A 22,107-nucleotide genomic window follows, 5' to 3' on the forward strand; every position below is an offset into this window, starting at 1 on the left:
CGCGAGTAAGTGTAGGCTGTCGAATCGAATTCGGATCACCTTTACCAGGATGTCGGATGACAGTTGACCACTACGGCAGCCACCGTACCAGGCAAGCGGACAGGCGTCTGGCGCAAATGGAACAGCGGTACTTCGGCTTGCTGGAGGCCGCGCCGGACGCAATGGCGGTTGTGGATCAGGATGGACTGATCGTTTTGCTGAATCTGCGGGCAGAGAGTCAGTTCGGTTATCCCCGTGACGAGCTGCTCGGTCACCCGGTAACAACCATCATACCCAACGGGTTTGCGGAGCGCCTGGTTGCCGACAGTCTTCGCACCGCCGCCGAGGCGCTCAGTCAACAGATCGGTACCGGCATTGAGCTCATCGGCCGGCGCAGGGACGGCACTGAGTTTCCCATTGAAATCATGTTGAGTCCGCTGGAAACCCCCGAGGGTCTCCTGGTGACGGCGGCAATACGTGACATCAGTCTGCGCCGCCTGGCTGAAAACAAGATCATCTACCTGAACCGGATCTATGCCACGCTGAGCGGTATCAATACGTTGATTGTCCGGGCGCGTAACCGGGATGAACTGTTCCGGGAAGCCTGTCGCCTGGCGGTGGAGGCGGGTGGGTTCTGCAAGGTCTGGATTGGCCTTGTTGATGCGACGGGCAAAAATCTGGACCTGACCGCTTCGGCGGATATGGATCCGAACCTGACCGGCATCCTTGATGACAGTTGTGTCTTGGCAGAGTGCGGGCCCCTGGGCAGTTCCCTGGCCGTGCGGGCGGTCAGAGAAAAGAAAGTCCTGTTTTCCAACAGCGTGCAGGCCGATACCCCCCTGCTGTTCGGCGGTGAATACGCCGCCACTGAAATTCACTCCACCGCGGTTCTGCCGCTGATCGTGGCCGATAGCGTGGTGGGCGTTTTCGCGCTGTACTCCACGGAAACGGATTTCTTTGATGAGGTCGAATTGAATCTTCTGGCGGAGTTGGCGGGGGATATTTCCTACGCGATAGCCAATATCGACCAGCAGGATCAACTCAGTTATCTCGCCTATTACGACGCACTGACCGGCCTGGCCAATCAAAAACTGTTTCTTGAACGCGTTTCCACGCAGATCCTCAGCGCCAGCTATGGTGGTCATGAATTGGCCCTGTATCTCTTCGACCTTGAAGGGTTCAAGAACATCAATGACAGCCTCGGCCAGACGGCCGGTGATACTTTGCTGCAACAGGTGGCCGAGTGGTTGACCGGCCAGGTCGGTGATCCCAACCTGGTGGCCCGGATTAGCTCGGATTGTTTTGCCGTGGTATTGCCGATGGTAGGAAATGCCGGCGATGTGGCGCGCCTGGTCAAGAAGTCGATGGCGGAGTTCACGGAGAGCCTGTTTCACCTGCACGACGTGGATCTGAGAGTTGCCGCCAAGGTCGGGGTGGCCTTGTTCCCGGAAGATGCGGACACTGCCGATCAATTGTTCAAGAAGGCCGAGGCTGCCCTCAAGCGGGCCAAGGAGGACGGTGACCGGTATCTGTTCTACACCCGGAAGATGACGGACATGGTCGCGTCCCGGCTTTCCCTGGAAAATCAGTTGCGAAAGGCGCTTGAGGAAGAGCAGTTTGTGCTCCATTACCAACCCATAATCGACCTTTCCAGCGGTGAAATCAGCGGTGCCGAGGCACTGATTCGTTGGAACCACCCTGAGGCCGGGTTGCTGGCCCCCGTCGACTTCATCCCTATCCTGGAAGAGACCGGCATGATCCGTGACGTCGGGCGCTGGGTTCTGCGACAGGCAATTGACGACTACCTGCGCTGGTGTGACCAGGGCCTGCCCAACATGCGGGTCGCGGTGAATTTATCCCAACTGCAATTGCGCGACCCGGAGTTTGTCACCGAGATACGGGAACTGCTTGCTGTCGACGCACGCGCCGCGACGGGACTGGAACTGGAGATAACCGAGAGTTTGATGATGTTGGACGTCGAGCAAAATGTCGAGAGCCTGAACGCCATCCGTGAGCTTGGAGTCCGGATCGCCATCGATGACTTTGGGACTGGCTACTCCTCGCTCAGCCACCTCGCCAGGCTGCCGGTGGACACCCTGAAGGTGGACCGCACGTTCGTGCAGGATATGACGCTATCTCCCGAAGGCCATGTTCTGGTACATGCGATCATCAGTCTGGCGCATCTGCTGAAGATAAACGTGGTGGCGGAGGGCGTCGAAACCGAGGGGCAATCCGAAGCTCTCAGACTGTTGAGCTGCAATGAGGTGCAGGGCTTTCTGTTCAGTAAACCAATACCGGCGGATGTGTTCGAGGAAGGATTGCTGGCAGCGGGAAAGAGCCTCGCCGAGGATGGCCTGGACCCTGTCGAAAACACAGTTCCAACATCAGCTTGCTCCTGAAGCTATTCCGCTCAAGGGATTAGTGTACTTCCACCAAAGCCTTCAGCAACGTCGCCACCACCCGGCTGGGCGGCGATGACTGGCGTACGATCGCGCTGAACTGGCATGTATACTGGAAGCGGTCGCTGGCCACAGGGAGCATGCGCCGGGCGCTGACGAAGGCCTCGGCGTAGTGCTGTGGCAGGTAACCCAGGTAGCACCCGGACAATACCAGATGAGCGACCGCTTCCTGGTCCCAGGCGGTGGCATCGCGGTGCTGGCCGCGCTGGCGGGTCACTTCCATGTTGGGTGAGTGGTAGCCAATGCCGACGTATTTGCTGGCGAGTATCTCGCCGTCCTCCAGCGCTTTTCCGGCGCGTTTGAACAGGGGGTGGCCGGCGCCGCAGTACAGGTACATCTGCTCGTCAAACAGGGGATGGTAGCGCAGGCTGCTGGAGGGGCGGTGATCGGGAATGATGCCGAGGTTGAATCGTCCCTCCATTACGCCGCGCTCGATAGCGTTGATCGGCTCGACGTGGATCTGCAGGTGGACCCCCGGAGCCTGTTGATCAAACAGCGCCAGCGCGCGGTCGATATGGCAGGCGGGATTGGAGGCGGTCTTGTCGAAGATGGCGACTGCCAGCGAGCCGGTCAGACGCTGGTTGATGTCGTTGACGTCGTGCTGGTAGTCCTCCAGCGCCGCCATCATTTTCTGCGCGGCACTGTAGATCTGCGCACCTTCATCGGTAAGGGCGAACCCACCCCGGCCCCGGCGACAGAGGGTGAAGCCGAGGCGGGTCTCCAGGTCCTTGATGTGGCGCGAGATGGTGGAGCGGTTGATGTTCAGCTCCAGTTCCGCGGCCGCGAACCCGCCGCAGGCGACCACCGCGCGGAATACCCGCAGCAGGCGCAGGTCGTTGTCGGTGACGGTGCCCAACAGGGCTTTGCGGGACATGGCAGCGCCTCCGGTACAGTCTGGTCGTTAGTTTCATAATAATGAAAGTCAGTAGCGATAGATAATGATTTATGCACCCTTGCGCCAGGTCTAGAATGCGCCTATTAGCCTTCAGGAAGAGTGTCATGACCCGTATGCCTGCCAACCAGAAACTGACCCGGGAACAGCTGGAATCCCACTGGATGCCCTACACCGGCAATCGCCAGTTCAAGCGCGACCCGCGCATGATCGTGGCTGCCGACGGCGTGTATTTTATCGACGATGACGGCCGCCGGATTCTGGATGGTCTCTCGGGGCTCTGGTGCTGTGGTGCCGGCCATAACCGCCCGGAGATTGCCGAGGCGGTACAGCGCCAGTTGACCACCCTGGACTATGCTCCCGCCTTCCAGTACGGCCACCCGAAGTCCTTTGAGCTGGCCAACCGGATCAAGGCACTGACGCCGGAGGGGCTCGACTACGTCTTCTTCACCAACTCCGGTTCCGAATGCGCGGATACGTCTCTGAAAATGGCGCGGGCCTACTGGCGCCTCAAGGGCAAGCCCACCAAGACACGGCTGATCGGCCGCGCCAAGGGCTACCACGGGGTCAACTTCGGCGGCATCTCTGTTGGCGGCATCGGCCCCAACCGGAAGCTGTTCGGGCAGGCGGTGGAGGCCGACCACCTGGCGCACACCCTGCTGCCGGAAAACGCCTTCACCCGCGGCATGCCGCGCCAGGGCTGGCAGCGTGCCGATGAGCTGCTGGAACTGATCGCCCTGCACGACGCCAGCAACATCGCCGCCGTCATCGTCGAGCCGATGGCCGGTTCCGCCGGGGTAATTCCGCCGCCGGCGGGCTACCTGCAGCGGCTGCGGGATATCTGCACCGCCCACGATATCCTGCTGATTTTCGACGAGGTCATCACCGGCTTTGGCCGCTGCGGCGCCTTGACCGGCGCCGATGCTTTCGGCGTGGTGCCAGACATCATGAATGTGGCCAAGCAGCTCACCAACGGCGCCGTGCCCATGGGCGCGGTGATCGCCAAGGCCGAGATCTACCAGACCTTCATGGCCCAGGGCGGGCCGGACTATATGCTGGAATTTCCCCACGGCTACACCTACTCCGCCCACCCGGTCGCCTGTGCCGCGGGCATCGCCGCCCTGGATATCCTGCAGCAGGAGCAGTTGCCGGCCCGGGTCTCCACGCTGGCGCCGTATTTCGAGGATGCGCTGCACCAGTTGCAAGGCGCGCCGCATGTGGTGGATATCCGCAACTTCGGTTTTGCCGGTGCACTGCAACTGCGGCCCCATGAGGGCGAGCCCGCGCGGCGCCCCTTCGAGGTCGCCATGCGCATGTGGGAAAAGGGTTTCTATGTCCGCTACGGCGGTGACACGATCCAGCTGGGCCTGCCTTTCGTGATCGAGAAAGCGGAAATCGACAGTCTGCTGACAGCACTCGGAGAATCCCTGCGGGAGCTGGCATAATGGGGGTTTCCCAGCGGTAGCCCCTGACTCTTGCCGGCTTTTGACCTTCCACTACTGATATTTACAGCACTCTCGGTCAGCATACCCACCTTTGGCTGGGTGGTGCTGGGCATGCTGCTGCGCCGTGTCGGGCTGCTGCAGCAGCGCCATATCGATGCCGTTTCCCGGTTTGCGTTCAATGCGGCGCTGCCACTGTTGCTGTTTATCAGCGCCGCCGGCGTCGACTTTGCCGCATTGGGTGGCGCGACCTATCTGCTGGCTGGCGTAATTGCCACGGTGCTGACCCTCGCCTGCGGCTGGGTTTATGCGCGCTGGCGCGGCTTTCCCCGGCCGACCCTGGGTATTTTCGTGCAGGCCACCTTTCGCTCGAATCTCGCGATTGTCGGCTTCGCCCTCTGTCACGCCGCTTATGGTGAAGCTGGCCTGAGCCTTGCCGCGCTGCCGGTGGCGCTGCTGACCGCGCTCTACAATGTGCTGGCGGTGTGGGTGCTGCAGGTGACCCACGGCGGCAGCCGCTCGATGCTGGGCCTGCTGCGGGGGATGGCGGTCAATCCGCTGCTGTTGGGTATTGCGGCGGGTGTTATTGTTGCGCTAACGGGTTGGCCGTTGCCGTCTTTCACGCCGCTGATCAGTCAGGGCCTGTCCCTTTTCTTCCTGCCCCTGATGCTGGTCTGTATCGGTGGGGCCCTGCGGATCAGCGTGCTGCGCACTGCGGGCAGTGTGACCTGGGAGGCCACGCTCTGGCGCCTGCTGGTCGGTCCCCTGCTGGGAGTGCTGGTGGCCGTAATCATGGGGGTAGAACCCATGCAGCTCGGGGTAATGTTTTTGCTGCTCAGCGCACCGGTGGCTGCGGCCAGTTTTGTCATGGTGGTAGCGGCCCGGGGGGATGGCACCATGGCGGCGAATATCGTCGTTCTTACCACGCTGATGTCCATCGTCACGGTGACACTCGGTTTCACCGTGCTGATTGTTGCCGGTCTGGCGGCAGCGCCGGTCTGACGGCGGCAGCTTATCGGGTACAATCGTGATTTTCGGGGGAGGTCAGCGGGTGACAACAGCAACCAGACCGCTTGAGGGCTTGCGCGTGATCGAGCTGGGCCAGCTACTGGCCGGGCCGTTTACCGGCACTATCCTGGCGTACTTCGGCGCCGAAGTGATCAAGGTGGAACCCCCCGGCGGCGACCCGATCCGGGGTTGGCGCGTCGTCCAGGACGGCACCTCGCTCTGGTACCGCAGCCTGGGGCGCAACAAGAAGAGCGTCACCCTGGACCTCAAGAGTGAGCGCGGCCGCGAACTGGTATTGCAGCTGCTGGACAGCGCCGATGTGCTGGTGGAGAACTTCCGCCCCGGGGCCATGGAAGAGTGGGGCCTGGGTCCCGAAGTGGTCAAGGCCCGCAACCCGCGGCTGGTATACGCGCGGATTTCCGGCTACGGCCAGACTGGCCCCAATGCCAACAAGCCCGGCTATGCCTCGGTCACGGAAGGTTTTGGCGGCTTTCGCTATATCAACGGCGAGCCCGGCCACGCCCCGGTGCGGCCCAATATCAGCCTGGGAGACACGGTCGCGGCCCTGCACGCCGCGTTGGGCATTACCCTGGCGCTGTTGCAACGCGGCAAGCCGGACGGCGGGGAAGGGCAGGTAGTGGACGTTGCCTTGTACGAGTCCATCTTCAACCTGCTGGAAGGTATCGTCCCCGAGTACGACGGCGCCGGGGTGATCCGCGAGCCCTCGGGCACCACGGTGACCGGCATTGTGCCGACCAACACCTACCACTGTGACGACGGCAGGTACGTGGTCATCGGCGGCAACGGCGACTCCATTTTCAAGCGCCTGATGACGGCGGCGGGGCGCTCGGACATGGCCGCGGACCCGGAGTTGGCGAACAACGCTGGCCGCGTGCGCCACGAGCACGAGATCGACAAGGCCCTGTCACTCTGGTGCGGCCAGCACTCCTCCCGGCACGTTATCTTCGTGCTGGAGCAGGCCGGAGTGCCGGTGGGGCCCATCTACAGCGTCGCCGACATGCTGCAGGATCCCCAGTACCAGGCCCGCGGCATGTTCGAGCAGGTGGAGATCGACGGCAAGCCACTGAAGATTCCCGCCATCCTGCCGCGGCTGGCGGACACCCCCGGGCGCACGGACTGGCCCGGCGGGGCTCTGGGCAGCCACAACCGGGAAGTGCTGCAGGGGCTATTGGGACTGGATGAGGAAGAGCTGGAACAGCTGGCGGCGCAGGGGGTTATCGGCCCGGCGGGGGACCCGGCCTGATGGATCCACGACTGGAAGCGCTGCTCTGGTGGGGTTCGGGCCTGTCTCTGCTGTGCCTGGTTGCAACTGCCGTTGGCGTACCGTGGGTAGTGAGCCGCCTGCCCAGGGATTACTTCAATAAGCCCCGGCGCTCAGTCTGGCGCAGTTACGGGAATGTCCCCCGACTTGTGCTGATTCTGGGCGTACTCAAGAACATTGTCGGGGCGCTGCTGATGTTGCTCGGTTTGATCATGCTGGTAACCCCGGGGCAGGGGCTGCTGACGCTCCTGGTGGGCCTGCTGCTGATAAACTTTCCCGGTAAATACCGGTTCGAGCGCTGGCTGGTCCGGCACCGCGGTGTGCTGACTGCGCTCAACTGGCTGCGCCGGCGCGGCGGGCAGCCACCGCTTGATCCCCCTGTCCCTGAGCATCATCAACCGCCATCGCCCCGGGATTACTGAACACCAGGCTCCCATCTTCCAGCGACACCGCGGGCAGGATCTTGCGGTCGCTCCCATAATCCTGCGGATTGAGCCAGGGCTCCCGGTCCCCCTGCCGGGGCAAAAGATGCATGACCCGCTGCAGGTAGCCGGCGCTGAAGCCTTCGATCCAGGGTCGCGCGGGCATATCGAGTTCGTCGCTGCGCAGGGTCGGGGTCACCTGCTCCAGCCCCTTGCGGTCCATATGGTTCAGCAGGCGGCAGACAAAGCGCGCGATCAGGTCCGCGCGCAGGGTCCAGGAGGCGTTGATGTAGCCGAAGGTGTTGGCCATGTTGGGTACGCCGGAATACATCATGCCGCGCCAGGTCCAGCATTGACTGAAGTCCACCGCTTCCCCGTCCACCTCGAAGACAATGTCGCCCGTCACCACCAGTTCCAGGCCGGTCGCGGTGACGATAATGTCCGCCGGCAATTCCTTGCCCGACTGCAGGCGGATGCCGTGCCCGGTGAACTCCGCGATGTGCTCGGTGACCACCTCGGCCCGGCCACTGCGCAGGGCGGCATAGAGGTCGCCATCCGGCACCAGGCACAGGCGCTGGTCCCAGGGCTGGTAGCTGGGGCTGAAGTGGCGGTCAACGTCGAAGCCGGGCCCCAGCTCCTCGCGCAGCAGGCCCAGCAGATGCTCCCGCACCTTCGCCGGTTGGGTCCGGGTCTTGCGGTAGAACCACTGCTGCAGGCGCGTGTTCTTCCAACGGGTGATGGCATAGGCCCAGCGTTCCGGCAGCAGCTTGCGCAGGAGGTTCGCCAGCCGGTCCCGGGCCGGCCGGGAGATCACGTAGGTCGGCGAGCGTTGCAGCATGGTGACCTTCGCCGCTGTTGCCGCCATCGCCGGCACCAGGGTCATGGCCGTGGCGCCGGAGCCGATAATCACCACGTGCTTGCCGCGGTAGTCCAGGTCCTCGGGCCAGTGCTGCGGACGCACGATGGGACCCTGGAAACGCTCCTCGCCGGGGAATGCGGGATCGTGACCGTGGTCGTAGTTGAAGTAGCCGGCGCACATGAGCAGGAACTGGCAGCCGAAGGTTGCGCGCTGTTCCTGCTCGCCATCGCCAACCGCGACCTCCAGCTCCCAGCACGCCTCTGCGCTGCTAAACCGCGCCCGCTCAACCCGGTGCTGGAAGCGGATTTTCTCCCTGATTCCGTATTCGCTGGCAGTTTCCTCGATATAGTCGAGAATCGCCGGCCCGTCGGCGATGGCCTTGGGGCTGCGCCAGGGTTTGAAATCGTAGCCCAGCGTGTGCATGTCACTGTCCGAGCGAATGCCCGGGTAGCGGAACAGGTCCCAGGTGCCACCCATCGCCGCGCGGCTTTCCAGCAGCGCCACGCGCTTGCCCGGGCATTGCTGCTGCAGGTGTACCGCGGCACCGATACCGGACAAGCCGGCGCCAACGATAATGACGTCGAATTGACGCTGTGTTGCGTTCGCCGGCACGGTGCTCAAGCCCGGCCGAGGATGGAGCGGGCCACCAGCTCGCGCATGATTTCCGAGGAGCCGCCGTAGATGCGCTGGACCCGGGCGTCGGTATAGAAGCGCGAGATCGGGTATTCCACCGTGTAGCCGTAGCCGCCGAACAGCTGCAGGCAGTCGTCTATGGTGTCGCACTGCATCTCGCAGGAGGCCAGCTTCAGCATCGCTGCCTTGTCGGCGGTCAGTTCACCGCGGCTGTATTCGTCCGCACACTGCTGGTACAGGGCCCGGTTCAGCGCGATCTCGGTGCGCACATCGGCGAGCTTGAAGCGGGTATTCTGGAAGCTGCCGATGGCCTGGCCAAAGGCCTTGCGTTCGAGCACGTAATCGACCGTCAGGTCCAGGGCGCCCTCGGCGGCGGCCACCGCCTGGGCGGCAATGCCCAGCCGTTCCCGGGGCAGCTCTTCCATCATGATGACAAAGCCCTTGTTCTCCTGCCCCAGCAGGGCACTGGCCGGCAGGCGCATGTCCTGGAAGAAGAGCAGGGCGGTGTCGGAGGCGTGCTGGCCGATCTTCTCGATCTTCTTGCCCCGCTCGAAGCCGGGCAGGCTGGTGTCCACCAGGAACAGGGAGGTGCCCTTGGCTCCCTTGCCCGGGTCGGTAATGGCGGCGACGATGACCAGGTCCGCGTGCATGCCGTTGGTGATAAAGATCTTGGAGCCGTTCAGCACCCACTCATCGCCGTCGCGGACGGCATTGGTGCGGATCGACTGCACATCGGAGCCGGCGCCGGGCTCGGTCATCGCCAGGGCGCCGACGGCGTCGCCGCTGACCATCCTCGGCAGCCACTGCTGCTTCTGCTCTTCCGAGCCGTGGCGCGACAGGTAGGGCGCGACGATGTTGGAGTGAATGCCGAAGCCGGAGGCAAAGCCGCCGAAACCCATCCGCGACAGCTCTTCGATCAGCATCAGGGTGACGTGGGGCGAGGTGCCCGCGCCGCCGTAGGCTTCGTCGACGTCCGCGCACAGCAGGCCGGCGCTGCCCAGCGTGCGCCACAGCTCCCGGGGTACCATGTGGTCCTCTTCCCACTGTTCATAATGGGGGCTGATCTCGGCCTCGAAGGCGCGGCGCGCCATGTCGCGGAACAGGGTCATTTCTTCAGATTGCATGCGGGAGTCTCCTGGGGCAGGTGGGGACAATGATAACCCTATGGGGTGGTAGCCGACCACACAGGCGGTGCTACACTAACGCACATCGCTAATCAGTTACTGGAGAGCACATATGCGCGATTACCTGCAGTTTTATATCAACGGTGAGTGGGTCGATCCGGCCCAGCCCAACCCCCACGACGTGATCAACCCGGCCACCGAGGAAGTCTGTGCCCATATCTCGCTGGGCTCGGAAGAAGATGTCGACCGGGCCGTGGCCGCCGCTCGCACCGCATTCGAGACCTGGGGCTACAGCAGCCGCGAGGACCGGATCGAGGTGCTGGAGTCCTGCGTCGCTACCTACGAGAAGTATTACAACGACATCGCTGACGCGATCCGCGAAGAGATGGGTGCGCCCAAATCCCTGGCGGTAGCGGCCCAGGCCCACGCCGGCCTCGGCCATCTGCAGGAGGCGCTGCGGGTGCTGCGGGACTTCCCCTTCGAGGAGGACCTCGGTGAGCACCGCGTCTTCAAGGAGCCGATCGGCGTCTGCGGCCTGATCACGCCCTGGAACTGGCCGATGAACCAGGTCAGCTGCAAGGTGGCGCCGGCCCTGGCAACGGGCTGCACCATGATCCTCAAGCCCTCCGAGGTAGCGCCCCTGTCGGCTTACCTGTTTGCCAAGGTCATGCACGAGGCCGGGGTGCCGGCGGGCGTGTTCAATCTGGTCAACGGCGACGGCCCGACGGTGGGTACGGCCCTGTCCAAGCACCCGGGGGTGGACATGATGTCCTTCACCGGGTCCACCCGCGCAGGTTCGCTGGTGGCCCAGAATGCGGCGCCGACGGTGAAGCGTGTGACCCAGGAACTGGGCGGCAAGTCGCCCAATATCGTTCTCGACGATGCCGACCTGGAGAAGGCCGTCACCCGCGGCGTGCTGCACATGTACAACAACACCGGCCAGTCCTGCAATGCGCCCTCGCGCATGCTGGTGCCCCGGGCGCGTCTGGCCGAGGCGGAAGCGATTGCGGCGAAGGTGACGGACAAAGTGGTTATTGGCGACCCGGCGGATGACGCCACGACCATGGGTCCAGTGGTCTCGGAGCTGCAATTCAACAGGATTCAGAGCCTGATCGAGAAGGGTATTGCCGAGGGCGCCAAGGTGGTCTGTGGTGGGCCGGGTCGTCCCGACGGCATCGACAAGGGCTATTTCGTGCGCCCGACGGTGTTCTCTGAAGTGAACAACGACATGACCATCGCCCAGGAGGAGATCTTCGGCCCGGTACTGGTGATGATTCCCTACGACAGCGAGGACGAGGCCATCCGCATCGCCAACGACACGCCCTACGGTCTCGCGGGTTATGTGCAGGGTGGCGACATGGACCACGCGCGCCGGGTAGCAGCCCGCATCCGTGCCGGTAACGTCCATATCAACGGCGCCAGTGGCGGCTACAACGTGCCCTTCGGCGGCTACAAGCAGTCCGGCAACGGCCGCGAGTGGGGCGCCCACGGCTTCACCGATTTCCTCGAAATCAAGGCGATTGAGGGCTACGGCACCTGATATGGGTGCCTTTATCCTCGCCATCGATCAGGGCACCACCGGCACCACGGTTGCCCTGATGGATGCAAAGGGCCAAATCCGGACCAGCGTCAATATCGAATTCCCCCAGCACTACCCCAAGCCCGGCTGGGTGGAGCACGACGCCGGGGATATCTGGAGCTCGGTACAGCGCGGCATTGGCAAAGTGCTGCGCAAGCGCCTGTGCAAACCGGGGGATATCGCCGCCATCGGTATCACCAATCAGCGCGAGACTTCACTGCTCTGGGACCGCGGCAGTGGCGAACCGCTGAACCGGGCTATTGTCTGGCAGTGCCGGCGCACCACGGAGTTCTGTGAAACGCTCAAGGCCGCCGGTCACGAGAAACTGGTCCAGCGCAAGTCCGGCCTGGTGCTGGACCCCTATTTTTCCGCCAGCAAGTTCCGCTGGCTGCTCAAGAACACCGCTGGCATCGCGCGCAAGCTGAAGGCCGGACAGGTTGCCGCGGGCACCATCGACAGCTACCTGATCTGGCAACTCAGCGGCGGCGCGGCCCACGTCAGCGATGTCTCCAACGCCTCGCGCACCTCGCTGATGAACCTGCGCCGGCTGAGCTGGGACAAAGAGCTGATGGACCTGTTCGAGGTGCCCGAAGGTATCCTGCCGAACATTGTTCCCTCCAGCGGGGCCCTGGCCCAGACACGCGGTATTCCGGGGGTGCCGGACGGCATTCCCATTGCCGGGGTGGCGGGGGACCAGCAGGCGGCCCTGTTTGGCCAGGCCTGTTTCACCGCGGGCGATGCCAAGTGTACCTTCGGTACCGGCTCCTTCATCCTCATGAACACCGGCTCCGAACTGTTGCAGTCGCGCTCGGGGTTGTTGACCACAGCGGCCTGGCAGCTGGGTGAGGGCAAGCCGGTCTATGCCCTCGAAGGCGGTGCCTTTATTTGTGGCGCCGCGGTGCAGTGGCTGCGGGATGGCCTGCAGATGATCAAGCGCTCCGCGGAGGTGGAGGCGCTGGCGCGGACCGTGGATGACGCGGGCGGGGTGGAGTTTGTGCCGGCGCTGACCGGCCTCGGCGCCCCGCACTGGGCCCCGGATGCGCGGGGCAACCTCAGCGGCCTCACCCGCGGCACCGAACGCGGGCATATTGCCCGGGCCACCCTGGATGCCATGGCGCTGCAGAACGCAGACATCCTGCTGGCCATGGAGCGCGACCTGGGCAAGCGCATGCGGCCGCTGCGGGTGGACGGCGGTGCCGCCGCCAACGATCTGCTAATGCAGATCCAGGCGGACGTATTGGGCCGCAAGCTGATGCGGCCACAGGTTATCGAGACCACCGTGGCCGGCGCCTGCTATCTGGCGGGGCTGGGCGTGGGGCTGTGGTCCGGGGTTGGCGACATTCGCAAGATCTGGTCTGCGGATCAGGAGTTCAGGGTGCAGATGTCCGCCGGCGCGCGGCGCCAGCGGCAGACATCCTGGCAGGCCGCCCTGGCCCGTACCCTGCTCTGAGCGCTGCCCGGTGGCCGACATCCTCCCATTTCGCAAGCCGTCCCTGCAGGAGAAACACCAGGGCAAAACCCTGTGCCGCCACGGTCATCACAAGTGGGAGGTGGATAAAGCGAAGCAGTTTGATGTGAAGCAGGGGCAGCTGGTGACGGTGTACCGCTGTGCGCGCTGCGGTCAGCAGAAGGTGAAGGCACACTAATATTTCGACAGGAGAGCGATCGATGATAAGAACAAAGTCCGGATTACTGGCCGCTGCGGCGGTTGTTGCACTGGGGGTTGGCTCGCTGACCTCCTGTGATCGGCAGCAGGCCTCGGCACCGGCGGCCGCTGCCAGCACGTCAGAGCAGACCGCTCCCGCGGCAGCGGCAGATCTGGTGATTCGCAACGCGCGGATCTACACCCAGAATCCGCAACAGCCCGAGGCTGAGAGTGTCGCTGTCCGGGACGGCGCGATCGTGGCGGTCGGCGATGACGCCACGACTGCAGGGTTGGTCGACGACGATACCCAGGTGATTGACGCCGAACAGGGAATGCTGCTGCCGGGGCTGCACGATGCCCATGTGCACCCCCTGTCGTCGGGCGCTGCGCTGCTGGGCTGTGCCCTGAGTGATGCCGTGTCCGAAGAAGCAATCCTGCAACGGCTGCAGGACTGTGCCGAGGACGGGGAAGGCTGGCTCGTCGGCCTCGATTTCAACCTGGGGCTGTTCCCGGACGGCAACCCGCACAAGGCATCGCTGGATGCGCTGTTTCCCGAGCGCCCGGTATACCTCGCGGCCGCTGACGGGCACTCCGCCTGGGTAAACTCCAGCGCCCTGGCGCTCGCGGGCATTACCGGGGACACGCCCAACCCGCCGCAAGGGGTCATAGAGCGCGACCCCGCCACGGGCGAAGCGACTGGTACCCTGCGGGAGACAGCCCAGGCGCTGGTCAGTGACCTGCTGCCGGAAACTACGCCCGAAGATGATGTTGCCGCCCTGCGCGCCGCCCTGCAGTTTATGCACAGCAAGGGTATAACCTCGTTTATCGACGCCGCGGTTGGTGAGCAGCACTGGCGCGCCTATCGGGCGCTCGAGACTGCCGGCGAACTGCAGGCGCGGGTGCGTACCTCCCTGACCCACGGTACCTTCAGCCAGCATACCGGTGAGGAATTTGAGACAGTGCTGGCGCGGCGTGGCGAGTATGCCAGCGAGCACGTGAACACGGATGCGGTGAAGCTCTTTGTCGACGGCGTGCTGGAGGGTGAGACAGCGGCGCTGGTGACACCCTACCTTGGTGACGATCCGCACAGCGGCGAAATCAACTTTGACCCGGAGGAACTCAAGGATATCATCACCCGCTTCGATGCCATGGGCCTGCAGGTTCATGTCCATGCCATCGGGGATCTCGGCGTGCGCACCGCGCTGGATGCTTTCGAGGCGGCGCGTGAGCGCAACGGTGCGCGGGACAACCGGCACCATATTGCACACCTGCAGCTGGTCCACCCCGACGACATCCCGCGCTTCGCGGAGCTCAATGTCAGCACCACCTTCCAGGCGCTGTGGGCCTGGCCGGACAGCTACATTACCGAGATCAATTTCCCGGCAGTCGGTGCCGAACGGGTGGAGCGCATGTATCCGGTACGCAGCCTGCAGCGCGCCGGCGCACGCATCGTCGGCGGCAGCGACTGGTCGGTTTCATCGGTGAATCCGCTGGATGCGATTGAGACCGCGCTGCGCCGGCAGGACCCCGATGACCTTGTGCAGGGCACCCTGAATGCGCAGGAGGCCGTCACTCTGGACACCATGCTCGCGGCCTACACCCGGGACGCGGCGTGGCTGATGCATCAGGAGGACAGTGTCGGCAGCATAGAGGTGGGCAAGAGGGCTGATCTGGTGCTGCTGAGTCAGGACCTGTACCGCATTCCCGCCGAAGACATCAATACCACCACGGTACAGATGACGCTGTTTGATGGCGAGGTGGTTTATCAGGCCAGGTAGTTTGCGCTATCCTGAAGAGTGATTTGCAAGCTGCAGAGCGAGAGAGCGAGGTACCAGCCATGACCCACATGATCTATCCGACCACTAACCTTAAGGCCACCGAGCAGCTGGTGATTGAACGCGGCGAGGGAGTCTATGTTTACGACAATCAGGGGCGGCAGTACCTGGAGGGTATGAGCGGCCTCTGGTGCACCGCCCTGGGCTATGGCAATGAGGAAATTGTGGCCACCGCGGCTGAGCAGATGCGCACCCTGGCGTACTCGCATCTGTTCGGCGGCAAGACCCATCCGGCGGCCATGGCCCTGGCGGACAAGCTGGCGGAGATGGTGCCGGTGGACAATGCACAGGTGTTCCTCGGCAACTCGGGTTCCGACGCCAATGACACTCAGGTCAAGCTGCTGCGTTATTACTTCAACGCCATCGGCAAGCCCGAAAAGTACAAGATTATCTCCCGCGAACGCGCCTACCACGGGGTGACCGTCGCGGCTGCGTCCCTGACCGGCCTGGTGCCCAATCACACCCACTTCAGCCTGCCTTTCGAGGCGCTGGGCATACTGCGCACCGGCGCACCGCACTTCTACCGGGACGGCCTGCCCGGCGAGACGGAAGAGGAGTTCGCCTCCCGCCGGGCGCAGGAACTGGAGGATCTGATTCTGGCGGAAGGCCCCGAGACCATCGCTGCATTTATTGCCGAGCCCATCAGCGGCGCCGGTGGGGTCGTGGTGCCGCCGCCGGGCTACTTTGAAAAGGTGCAGGCAGTGCTGCGCAAGTACGACATTTTCATGTGGGACGACGAGGTGATTTGCGGGTTTGGCCGCACCGGCGCCGACTTCGGTGCCACCAGCTTCGGCATCCAGCCCCAGCTGATGTCCCTGGCCAAGGCCCTGTCTTCAGCCTACCTGCCGGTCAGTGCCGCCATCGTCACTGGTGACATCTATGAGGCGATGGTGGAACCCAGCGCGAAGGTGGGTATTTTCGGCCACGGTTACACCTACGGCGGCCATCCGGTGGCCTGCGCCGTGGCGTCGAAAGTGCTGGAAATCTACGAGCGCGACAATCTGTTCGAGCGCGCCCGGGTGATGGGCGACTACATGCAGCGGAAACTGCAGGCTTTCGCCAGCCATCCACTGGTGGGCGAGGTGCGCGGCATGGGCCTGATTGCGGCGCTGGAGCTGGTGGCGAACAAGCATACCCGGCAGCCTTTCGATGGCAATCTCATCGGCGGATTCTGCGCCCTGCGGGCCCAGGAGCACGGCCTGATCGTGCGCGCCATGGGCGGCAACAGTATCGCCCTGTGTCCGCCGCTGATTATCTCGGAAGCCCAGGTCGATGAAATGATCGAGAAGCTGGGCCGGGCGCTGGATGAGACCCTGGCGCACGTGACCCGGGAACAGCTGCTGGTGGCGTGAGCCAGTTGCGGGCTTCCGGGCCTTGGGGGCCTTGGGGAACTTGGGGAACTTGGGGAACTTGGGGCACTTGGGGCACTTGTGGGAGCCCGCTCCGCGGGCGATCAAACTGGTGGGAATTGTAGGAGCCCGCTCCGCGGGCGATTAATTTATCGACCGCATCTGGGGATATCGCCCGCGGAGCGGGCTCCTAAATCTGGAGATATCGCCCGCGGAGCGGGCTCCTACATTAGCGGTCCAGGCCGCCCATCAGCATGTATTTGATTTCGACGTAGTCGTCCATCCCGTACTTGGAGCCTTCCCGGCCTGAGCCGGATTCCTTGACCCCGCCAAAGGGCGCCATCTCGTTGGAGATAATGCCTTCGTTGATGCCCACAATCCCGTACTCCAGCGCCTCTGCGACGCGCCAGACCCGGCCGATGTCGCGGGTGTAGAAGTAGGAGGCGAGACCAAACTCGGTGTCGTTGGCCATGGCGATGGCCTCCGCTTCGTCCTTGAACCGCACCACCGGAGCGACCGGCCCGAAGATCTCGTTGCGAAACACCGCCATCTCCGATGTGACTTCGGTCAGAATCGTGGGCTGGTAGAAACAGCCCCCGAGGTCGTGTGGGCCCCCGCCCAGGGCAACCTTGGCGCCGGCGCCGATGGAGTCCTGTACCAGGCTGTCGACATCGTTGACGGCGCCGGCGTTGACCAGCGGGCCAATACTGATGCCCTCGGCAAAGCCGTCGCCCACCGCCAGTTCCGCGGTCGCCTTGACCAGCTTCGCCACGAACTCATCGTAGACCCCATCCTGCACCAGCATCCGGTTGGAGCAGACGCAGGTCTGGCCGGAATTGCGGTACTTGGAGATCACTGCACCCCTGACCGCTTCGTCGAGGTCGGCGTCATCGAAGACAATGAAGGGGGCATTGCCGCCCAGCTCCATCGAGGTCTTTTTCATGGTCTCGGCACACTGGGCCTCCAGCATCTTGCCCACGGGGGTGGACCCGGTGAAGGTAAGCTTGCGCACGATGGGGTTGCCGGTGAGTTCGCCGCCGATGGCAGAGGAGCTGCCGGCGACGATGTTCAGCACGCCCGCGGGAACGCCCGCACGCTCCGCCAGTACTGCCATGGCAAACGCCGACAGCGGCGTCTCGCTGGCGGGTTTGATCACGATGCTGCAGCCCGCGGCCAGGGCCGGTGCCGCCTTGCGCGCGATCATGGCGTTGGGGAAGTTCCAGGGGGTGATGGCGGCGACCACGCCCACCGGCTGCTTGATGCAGACGATGCGCCGGTCCGCGGACGGGCCCGGGATCACGTCACCGTCGATACGCTTGGCTTCCTCGCCGAACCACTCGACAAACGACGCGCCGTAGGCGATTTCGGTGCGGGACTCGGCCAGAACCTTGCCCTGCTCGGCGGTCATGATGCGGGCCAGGTCTTCCTGGTTGGCCATCATCAGGTCGAACCACTTGCGCAGGATCTGCGCGCGCTGCTTCGCCGGCACCACTTTCCACTTGTCCATGGCTGTTTGTGCGGCCTCGATCGCGCGCCGGGTCTCGGCTGCGCCTGTCTTCGCCACCTCGGCGATGACCTCACCGTTGGCGGGGTTGCTGATGGAGAAGGTGGCGCCATCGTCGGCATCGACCCACTCGCCATTGATGTAGGCGCGGGTCTGGAGCAGCGTGGGGTCGGTGAGTGACAGGCTCATAGCGAGAATCCTTGTTGCTGTGCATGCTGGATGGCGGGCTTACCGTGTGCCCGTCGATTATCGGCGCAACCGTAACATGCCTTTTGCATCCCGGCCCACCGTGACATCACACTATAGCTGCTTTAGCTGGCTTGCGCGCTCCCCGAAAGTGGTGGATTGGGGCTTCGCTCAGGCTTTGCGCTGGCGGCGCCGGCGCCCCAGCCGGTGCTTGCGTACCAGGCCGCGCAGCTGGTCGTAGCTGAGCCCGAGGGCGTCGGCTGTGCGGCGCTGGTGATAGCCGTGGTCCGCCAGAGCCTGATGTACCAGACGGCGTTCAATGGCCAGCATACGGGCGGCAAAATCGGTTATTCCAGGGGTGGCAAGCGCCGCGGTCTCACTCTGCTGCGCTGCTGCGGCACTTTCCGGGCCCGGCGCGGGAGGCTCGGCATAGGGCGAAACAAAGGGGTCCAGCGCCACCTCGGCCACCGGCCTGCGGGGGTGGGCCCAACGGTGCAGAGAGCGTTCCACCGCGTTTTTCAGCTCCCGGACGTTACCCGGCCAGGGGTGACCCTGCAGGGCCGCCATGGCCCCGTCGCTGAAGCCGGGGAACAGCTCCCAGCCCAGTTCTGCACTCATCTGAATCGCGAAGTGGTGTGCCAACTCGGGAATGTCTTCCGGCCGCTGCTGCAGAGCGGGCAAATGGATCACATCAAAACTGAGCCGGTCCAGCAGGTCGGCGCGGAACTCCCCGGCACTGGCCAGGGCCTGCAGGTCCGCGTTGGTGGCGCCGACCACCCGCACGTCCACCTGCAAGGTCTGCTGACCCCCCAGGCGCTCGAATTCGCCGTACTCGACCAGCCGCAGCAGTTTCTCCTGCAGGCGCAGGGACATTGTCCCCAACTCGTCGAGGAACAGAGTGCCGCCATCGGCGCGCTCGAAGCGGCCCTGGCGGACCCGGGTCGCGCCGGTAAAGGCGCCGGGTTCGTGGCCGAACAGCTCCGACTCCAGCAGGGAATCTGCCAGGGCGGCGCAGTTTACCTTGATGAACGGGGCATCCCAGCGCGGGGAGAGGAAGTGCAGGCGCTCCGCGGCCAGTTCCTTGCCCGTGCCCCTGGCCCCCAGGATCAGCACCGGCCGGTTGATCGCCGCCAGCCGCGACACCTGCTCCAGAGCTTGGGCGAGGGCGGCTGAGCTGCCGATGATGCTCTCTTGTGGCTTCATAAGGTAAATATAACCTATGTATAAGGTTTATGAAGCCTATAAAAGGTAAATATACCCTTATAACTTTCCCGCAATGCGGGGCCGAAGCACGTCGCTCAGGGAATAGCGCAATAAATTCAGTGGGTTGCAGTTTCTGGCACGAATGCTGATAGATATGCCGTGTAGATCGGCAGCTGGCCGTCGTTAACCGGGGCAGGGCCCCAGTGGAGAGGAACCATGGGTATTTTTTCGCGGATGTCGGACATCATTAATTCCAACCTCAACGCGCTGCTCGATCAGGCGGAGGATCCCCAGAAGATGATCCGCCTGATCATCCAGGAGATGGAGGACACGCTGGTTGAGGTACGCAGTTCCTCGGCCCGGGTCTTGGCGGACCGCAAGGCTGCCGCCCGCCGCCTGCAGCAGGTGCAGGCCGACGCCGAGAGTTGGGAGCAGAAAGCGAAGCTCGCCATCAGCAAGGGTCGCGAGGACCTGGCGCGGGCGGCGCTGCAGGAAAAGCACGCCATTGAAGACGAGCTGGTTGTAGTGACGGCCGAGCTCACCGCTGCTGACGATCACATCGCCCAGCTGAGCACGGAAATCGGCCAGCTGCAGCAGAAGCTGTCCGACGCCAAGTCGCGGCAGCAGGCCCTGCTGATGCGCAGCCAGACGGTCGAGTCCCGGATCAAGGTGAAGCGGCAGATGCATCGCGAGGCCCTGGATACCGCCTTCCACCGGTTTGAGCACTTCGAGCGGCGGATGGATAACCTGGAGAGTCAGCTCGAGCTGCTTGACGTGGGCCGGGAAGTGCCCCCGGACCTGGCCGCGGAAATCGACGCCCTGCAGCAGGACGAGCGCATCAGCGACGAATTGCAGCGCCTCAAGGCTGAACTGGAGGCCCGCCAGGGCAGCCGCGAGAGCAGCCGCGAAGGTAACGGCTAGTGTCGACCACGATGAAGTGGCAGCATGTAGCCTGACCGCGGACCTGCCTGAGGATGGAAACAATGCAATTCTGGCAATTCATGTTTGTGCCCACGATGGCGTTTTTAGTGATCGTGGCGCCGATCTGGATCACGATGCACTACCGCAGCGTCAACCGCTCTTCCCGCAGCCTTAATGAGGAAGACCGGCAGGCTCTGGAGGACCTGCTGGCAACGGTGGACCGGCTGACCGAGCGCATCGGCGTCCTGGAAACAATCCTGGATTCGGACCACAGCAACTGGCGCGACCAGACTGAACGTCAGCGGCGCACCAAGGAGTAAGATCATGAGCAAACGTTATCAGCGCGACTATCGTCGCCATAAAGGCCCGGACTGGCGCGGCGGCGAGCGTCGCTTCCGCCGGCAGCGCGTTTCCGGCTGGGGCATGAATCTCTACCGCAACACCCGCGCGGGAAAAATCGGCGGCGTCTGTGCCGGGCTTGCGGACTACTTCGATATCGCCCACTGGCTGGTGCGCCTGCTCTGGGTGGCCGCAATCCTGTTTACCGGGACCCTGGCCCTGTGGGCGTACCTGGGTGCCTGGCTGCTGCTGGCGCCGCGGCCCTCACCGCGGCGCGGCGAGCGGTCGGATCTGCCGCCGGACGCCCTCGATCCCGGCCCGGATACCGACGTCGAAATGGAGTACGACGAGCGTCGCCACGACTACCGCCCGCGCAAGGTGTTTCGCTACAGCGAGCCCGGCAGCGTTCGCCTGCGCCGCGCCCGGGAGCGGCTGGATGAGGCCTTGCGCAGGGTTGAAGCCATGGAATCCTACGTCACCTCGCGCCAGTACGAACTGGATCGGGAGATTTCTCGACTTTAGTGCAATGACACAAAGGCCGGGGCTTTCCCCCTGCGGGCAGGATGGGCTATGCTCAGTTGCATGAATCTCTTTATGCAAGACGCTGGGAGTGCCCGGTGGGACAAAGACGGGGTAGGACAGTGACGGCCGTCGAAGTTATCGACTACGCAACCAGTGTCCGGCTGGAGCCGCCTGTTCCGCCGCCCCATGCCTTGCTGGCCCTGACCGAGGCGCACCGGGTCGTAGTGGAGATGTTGTCGCTGCGCCTCAGCCGCAAACTGTTGGACAGGGCGCCCCACGGCGACGGTCACCCGGTGATGGTGCTGCCGGGGTTTCTGGGCGCCGATGGCTACAATGCGTCTTTTCGCCGCTATTTGACCAGCCTCGGCTACGCGGTCCATGGCTGGGGGCTGGGCCGCAACCTGGGGCCCCGCGATGGAGTGCTGGAGAGTCTGCAGGCGCGTATCACGTTCCTTTCGGACCGCTACGGCGGGCCAATTTCCCTGGTCGGGCACAGTCTCGGCGGTATCTTCGCCCGCGAACTGGCGCGGGAATTTCCCGACCGGGTGCGGCAGGTGATTTCCCTGGGCAGTCCCTTTGGCGAAGGCCGCCTGACCGCATCCTATCCCTCGCGTCTGTTCATGGCGCTCAATCCGATAGAGGAGTTGCCCATTGAGCAGGATCACCTGCACGAGGCACCGCCGGTGCCCACCACGGCGATCTACTCCCGCGGCGATGGCGTGGTGAACTGGCAGACCACCCTGCAGCGCAACGGCCACCAGCATACCGAGAGCATCGAGGTGCGCGGCAGCCACTGCGGCATGACCTTCAATCCCACCATCTGGTACCTGGTTGCCGACCGCCTGGCTCTGCCGCTCGGCGGCTGGCGGCCTTTCGAGCGGCACAGCTGGAACAGCCTGCTGTACCCGGCAATCTCTTCCTGAG

The 22,107-nt window shown here is 63.9% G+C and carries 19 protein-coding genes; 14 read left to right on the forward strand and 5 right to left on the reverse strand.

Annotation, left to right across the window (positions count from 1 at the left end; all coding sequences use genetic code 11):
* Positions 1-56: 56 nt before the first annotated feature.
* On the forward strand, positions 57-2,378 hold the full coding sequence (locus Q6D67_RS03730; protein WP_304704230.1) for an EAL domain-containing protein: 2,322 nt from the start codon (positions 57-59) through the stop codon (positions 2,376-2,378).
* Positions 2,379-2,397: 19 nt separating this feature from the next.
* On the opposite strand, the gene Q6D67_RS03735 is transcribed toward Q6D67_RS03730, so the two are convergent.
* Complete coding sequence (locus tag Q6D67_RS03735) at positions 2,398-3,312, reverse strand: LysR family transcriptional regulator (RefSeq protein WP_304704231.1); 915 nt, start codon at positions 3,310-3,312, stop codon at positions 2,398-2,400.
* 125 nt (positions 3,313-3,437) lie between these two features.
* Between Q6D67_RS03735 and Q6D67_RS03740 the strand changes: the two genes are divergently transcribed.
* Genes Q6D67_RS03740 through Q6D67_RS03755 form a run of 4 tightly spaced genes read left to right on the forward strand, consistent with a single transcriptional unit; the run spans position 3,438 to position 7,484 of the window.
* Positions 3,438-4,775, forward strand: coding sequence for an aspartate aminotransferase family protein (locus tag Q6D67_RS03740; protein WP_304704232.1), 1,338 nt, complete (start codon positions 3,438-3,440; stop codon positions 4,773-4,775).
* A 30-nt stretch (positions 4,776-4,805) separates the two neighbouring features.
* On the forward strand, positions 4,806-5,774 hold the full coding sequence (locus Q6D67_RS03745; RefSeq protein ID WP_304704233.1) for an AEC family transporter: 969 nt from the start codon (positions 4,806-4,808) through the stop codon (positions 5,772-5,774).
* Positions 5,775-5,823: 49 nt separating this feature from the next.
* A complete protein-coding gene (locus tag Q6D67_RS03750) occupies positions 5,824-7,044 on the forward strand; it encodes a CaiB/BaiF CoA-transferase family protein (RefSeq protein WP_304704234.1) in 1,221 nt (406 codons plus the stop codon).
* Positions 7,044-7,484 (forward strand): hypothetical protein, encoded by a 441-nt coding sequence (locus tag Q6D67_RS03755; RefSeq protein ID WP_304704235.1) that lies wholly within the window; start codon positions 7,044-7,046, stop codon positions 7,482-7,484. Before Q6D67_RS03750 ends, Q6D67_RS03755 begins: the two co-directional genes overlap by 1 nt.
* On the opposite strand, the gene Q6D67_RS03760 is transcribed toward Q6D67_RS03755, so the two are convergent.
* Both Q6D67_RS03760 and Q6D67_RS03765 read right to left on the reverse strand, forming a co-directional pair.
* Positions 7,396-8,955, reverse strand: a complete 1,560-nt coding sequence (locus Q6D67_RS03760) for an NAD(P)/FAD-dependent oxidoreductase (RefSeq protein ID WP_304704236.1) — start codon at positions 8,953-8,955, stop codon at positions 7,396-7,398. The genes Q6D67_RS03755 and Q6D67_RS03760 overlap by 89 nt on opposite strands.
* Positions 8,956-8,960: 5 nt before the next feature.
* Positions 8,961-10,100, reverse strand: a complete 1,140-nt coding sequence (locus tag Q6D67_RS03765) for an acyl-CoA dehydrogenase family protein (protein ID WP_304704237.1) — start codon at positions 10,098-10,100, stop codon at positions 8,961-8,963.
* A 112-nt stretch (positions 10,101-10,212) separates the two neighbouring features.
* On the opposite strand from Q6D67_RS03765, the gene Q6D67_RS03770 reads away from it, so the two are divergent.
* The 5 genes from Q6D67_RS03770 to Q6D67_RS03790 are packed head-to-tail and all read left to right on the forward strand — an operon-like array spanning position 10,213 to position 16,511.
* Entirely contained in the window at positions 10,213-11,640 is a 1,428-nt protein-coding gene (locus Q6D67_RS03770; protein ID WP_304704238.1) for an aldehyde dehydrogenase family protein, read from the forward strand.
* Position 11,641: 1 nt separating this feature from the next.
* Positions 11,642-13,129 carry a glycerol kinase GlpK gene (gene glpK / locus Q6D67_RS03775; protein ID WP_304704239.1) on the forward strand — a complete coding sequence of 496 codons (1,488 nt, stop codon included), beginning with the start codon at positions 11,642-11,644 and terminating at the stop codon, positions 13,127-13,129.
* Between the two features lie 10 nt (positions 13,130-13,139).
* Positions 13,140-13,325 (forward strand): hypothetical protein, encoded by a 186-nt coding sequence (locus tag Q6D67_RS03780; RefSeq protein ID WP_304704240.1) that lies wholly within the window; start codon positions 13,140-13,142, stop codon positions 13,323-13,325.
* A 22-nt stretch (positions 13,326-13,347) separates the two neighbouring features.
* Positions 13,348-15,102 (forward strand): amidohydrolase, encoded by a 1,755-nt coding sequence (locus tag Q6D67_RS03785; protein ID WP_304704241.1) that lies wholly within the window; start codon positions 13,348-13,350, stop codon positions 15,100-15,102.
* Between the two features lie 59 nt (positions 15,103-15,161).
* Positions 15,162-16,511, forward strand: a complete 1,350-nt coding sequence (locus Q6D67_RS03790) for an aminotransferase (RefSeq protein ID WP_304704242.1) — start codon at positions 15,162-15,164, stop codon at positions 16,509-16,511.
* Between the two features lie 226 nt (positions 16,512-16,737).
* On the opposite strand, the gene Q6D67_RS03795 is transcribed toward Q6D67_RS03790, so the two are convergent.
* Positions 16,738-18,201: an NAD-dependent succinate-semialdehyde dehydrogenase gene (locus Q6D67_RS03795; RefSeq protein ID WP_304704243.1), complete on the reverse strand. Its 1,464-nt coding sequence runs from the start codon at positions 18,199-18,201 to the stop codon at positions 16,738-16,740.
* A gap of 168 nt (positions 18,202-18,369) precedes the next feature.
* Positions 18,370-19,401, reverse strand: coding sequence for a phage shock protein operon transcriptional activator (gene pspF / locus Q6D67_RS03800; RefSeq protein WP_304704244.1), 1,032 nt, complete (start codon positions 19,399-19,401; stop codon positions 18,370-18,372).
* Positions 19,402-19,617: 216 nt separating this feature from the next.
* Between pspF and pspA the strand changes: the two genes are divergently transcribed.
* The 4 genes from pspA to Q6D67_RS03820 all read left to right on the forward strand — a co-directional run bounded on the left by pspA (position 19,618) and on the right by Q6D67_RS03820 (position 22,106).
* Positions 19,618-20,322, forward strand: coding sequence for a phage shock protein PspA (gene pspA, locus Q6D67_RS03805; RefSeq protein WP_304704245.1), 705 nt, complete (start codon positions 19,618-19,620; stop codon positions 20,320-20,322).
* A gap of 62 nt (positions 20,323-20,384) precedes the next feature.
* Entirely contained in the window at positions 20,385-20,642 is a 258-nt protein-coding gene (gene pspB / locus Q6D67_RS03810) for an envelope stress response membrane protein PspB (RefSeq protein ID WP_304704246.1), read from the forward strand.
* A 4-nt stretch (positions 20,643-20,646) separates the two neighbouring features.
* Positions 20,647-21,183 carry a PspC domain-containing protein gene (locus Q6D67_RS03815; protein WP_304704247.1) on the forward strand — a complete coding sequence of 179 codons (537 nt, stop codon included), beginning with the start codon at positions 20,647-20,649 and terminating at the stop codon, positions 21,181-21,183.
* A 119-nt stretch (positions 21,184-21,302) separates the two neighbouring features.
* Positions 21,303-22,106, forward strand: coding sequence for an alpha/beta fold hydrolase (locus tag Q6D67_RS03820; RefSeq protein ID WP_304704248.1), 804 nt, complete (start codon positions 21,303-21,305; stop codon positions 22,104-22,106).
* The last annotated feature ends 1 nt before the right edge of the window (position 22,107 follow it).

The sequence above is a fragment of the Haliea sp. E1-2-M8 genome (assembly GCF_030649675.1).
In the GTDB taxonomy this organism is placed as follows: Bacteria; Pseudomonadota; Gammaproteobacteria; order Pseudomonadales; family Halieaceae; genus Haliea.

Excerpts from the sequence above, each read along its gene's own strand:
- Q6D67_RS03730 (WP_304704230.1), top strand. The coding sequence starts at position 57 with ATGACAGTTGACCACTACGGCAGCCACCGTACCAGGCAAGCGGACAGG.
- Q6D67_RS03735 (WP_304704231.1), bottom strand. The coding sequence starts at position 3,312 with ATGTCCCGCAAAGCCCTGTTGGGCACCGTCACCGACAACGACCTGCGC.
- Q6D67_RS03740 (WP_304704232.1), top strand. The coding sequence starts at position 3,438 with ATGACCCGTATGCCTGCCAACCAGAAACTGACCCGGGAACAGCTGGAA.
- Q6D67_RS03755 (WP_304704235.1), top strand. The coding sequence starts at position 7,044 with ATGGATCCACGACTGGAAGCGCTGCTCTGGTGGGGTTCGGGCCTGTCT.
- Q6D67_RS03765 (WP_304704237.1), bottom strand. The coding sequence starts at position 10,100 with ATGCAATCTGAAGAAATGACCCTGTTCCGCGACATGGCGCGCCGCGCC.
- Q6D67_RS03770 (WP_304704238.1), top strand. The coding sequence starts at position 10,213 with ATGCGCGATTACCTGCAGTTTTATATCAACGGTGAGTGGGTCGATCCG.
- glpK (WP_304704239.1), top strand. The coding sequence starts at position 11,642 with ATGGGTGCCTTTATCCTCGCCATCGATCAGGGCACCACCGGCACCACG.
- Q6D67_RS03785 (WP_304704241.1), top strand. The coding sequence starts at position 13,348 with ATGATAAGAACAAAGTCCGGATTACTGGCCGCTGCGGCGGTTGTTGCA.
- Q6D67_RS03790 (WP_304704242.1), top strand. The coding sequence starts at position 15,162 with ATGACCCACATGATCTATCCGACCACTAACCTTAAGGCCACCGAGCAG.
- Q6D67_RS03795 (WP_304704243.1), bottom strand. The coding sequence starts at position 18,201 with ATGAGCCTGTCACTCACCGACCCCACGCTGCTCCAGACCCGCGCCTAC.
- pspF (WP_304704244.1), bottom strand. The coding sequence starts at position 19,401 with ATGAAGCCACAAGAGAGCATCATCGGCAGCTCAGCCGCCCTCGCCCAA.
- pspA (WP_304704245.1), top strand. The coding sequence starts at position 19,618 with ATGGGTATTTTTTCGCGGATGTCGGACATCATTAATTCCAACCTCAAC.
- pspB (WP_304704246.1), top strand. The coding sequence starts at position 20,385 with ATGCAATTCTGGCAATTCATGTTTGTGCCCACGATGGCGTTTTTAGTG.
- Q6D67_RS03815 (WP_304704247.1), top strand. The coding sequence starts at position 20,647 with ATGAGCAAACGTTATCAGCGCGACTATCGTCGCCATAAAGGCCCGGAC.